At 40.4% G+C, this 887-nt stretch carries 2 protein-coding genes; both read right to left on the reverse strand.

The features are described from left to right. On the reverse strand, window positions 1-546 hold a 546-nt coding region (locus ACLOR3_RS01065; protein ID WP_412036905.1), incomplete at its 3' end, for an AfsR/SARP family transcriptional regulator. 132 nt (window positions 547-678) lie between these two features. Next, the coding region (locus ACLOR3_RS01070) for a methylenetetrahydrofolate reductase (RefSeq protein ID WP_412036906.1) at window positions 679-887 on the reverse strand (209 nt) is incomplete at its 5' end.

Here is an 887-nt window from a genome sequence, read left to right on the forward strand (position 1 = left end):
TTGGTAGTTCTTTTCTTCAAATTCATCCAGCTCTACTAAATGGTGGAGTAAGGACTCTATACCAGGATCTCCCAGCCCCTCTTTGTCAATCTTTTGATAACAGCTTTCAATATAGAGTTGCTTATACGCGCTCCGTTTTCGCGAAGCCCACTGGTCAAAGTCCTCATCATCCTTGACGTAGAAGGCTTCTAGAAAATCTCCATGATAAAGATGTAAATTGCTTATCGGATTCCTTTCAAAAAGCTGGACATCCAAAGAAAGATTCAGCTCAGGATTAATGGCCAGGCTGCTCCTACTTGGAGAAACAATGACATCTCCTTCAAAGATTTTATTAGCTTGGTAAACAGTATTCCGTAGATTTTTCCGAGCGACTTGGTTTTCCTTATCCCCCCAGAGAATACCCGCAATTTCATCACGGTTGACCTCACCCGATACAGCTAAGTAATAAAATAAAGCCTCCATCTTCGAGAAGGAAAAACGGATGTCTTTCTGTTGGAAAACAACCTTAGGGGGTCCAAATAACTTCAACGTGAGTTCTCTCTTCATTGCAAGCGCCTCCAAAATCTTCATATTAATACTATAAAAAAAAAGTTGTCTTTTAGCAAGCGATTGGCCCAAGTAAAAAAGAGACTGAGAAAAATTTTTCTCAATCTCTACAATTCCTGCTTAGACTGTTGATTAAATCACTTCCAAATTTGGTTGGTGTTCAAATAAGGCTTTTGTTGCATGGTGGACATGATAGGCTACATCTTCATTGTTCATGGTGTAGAGATGGACACCGGCAACATCTTGTGTGACCAAATCAACGATTTGATCCACCGCATAGGCTAAACCAGCCGCACGAAGAGATTTTGGATCATGTTCATACTTATCCAGAATGGCTTTGA

The sequence above is a fragment of the Streptococcus intestinihominis genome (assembly GCF_046824975.1).
GTDB lineage: Bacteria > Bacillota > Bacilli > Lactobacillales > Streptococcaceae > Streptococcus.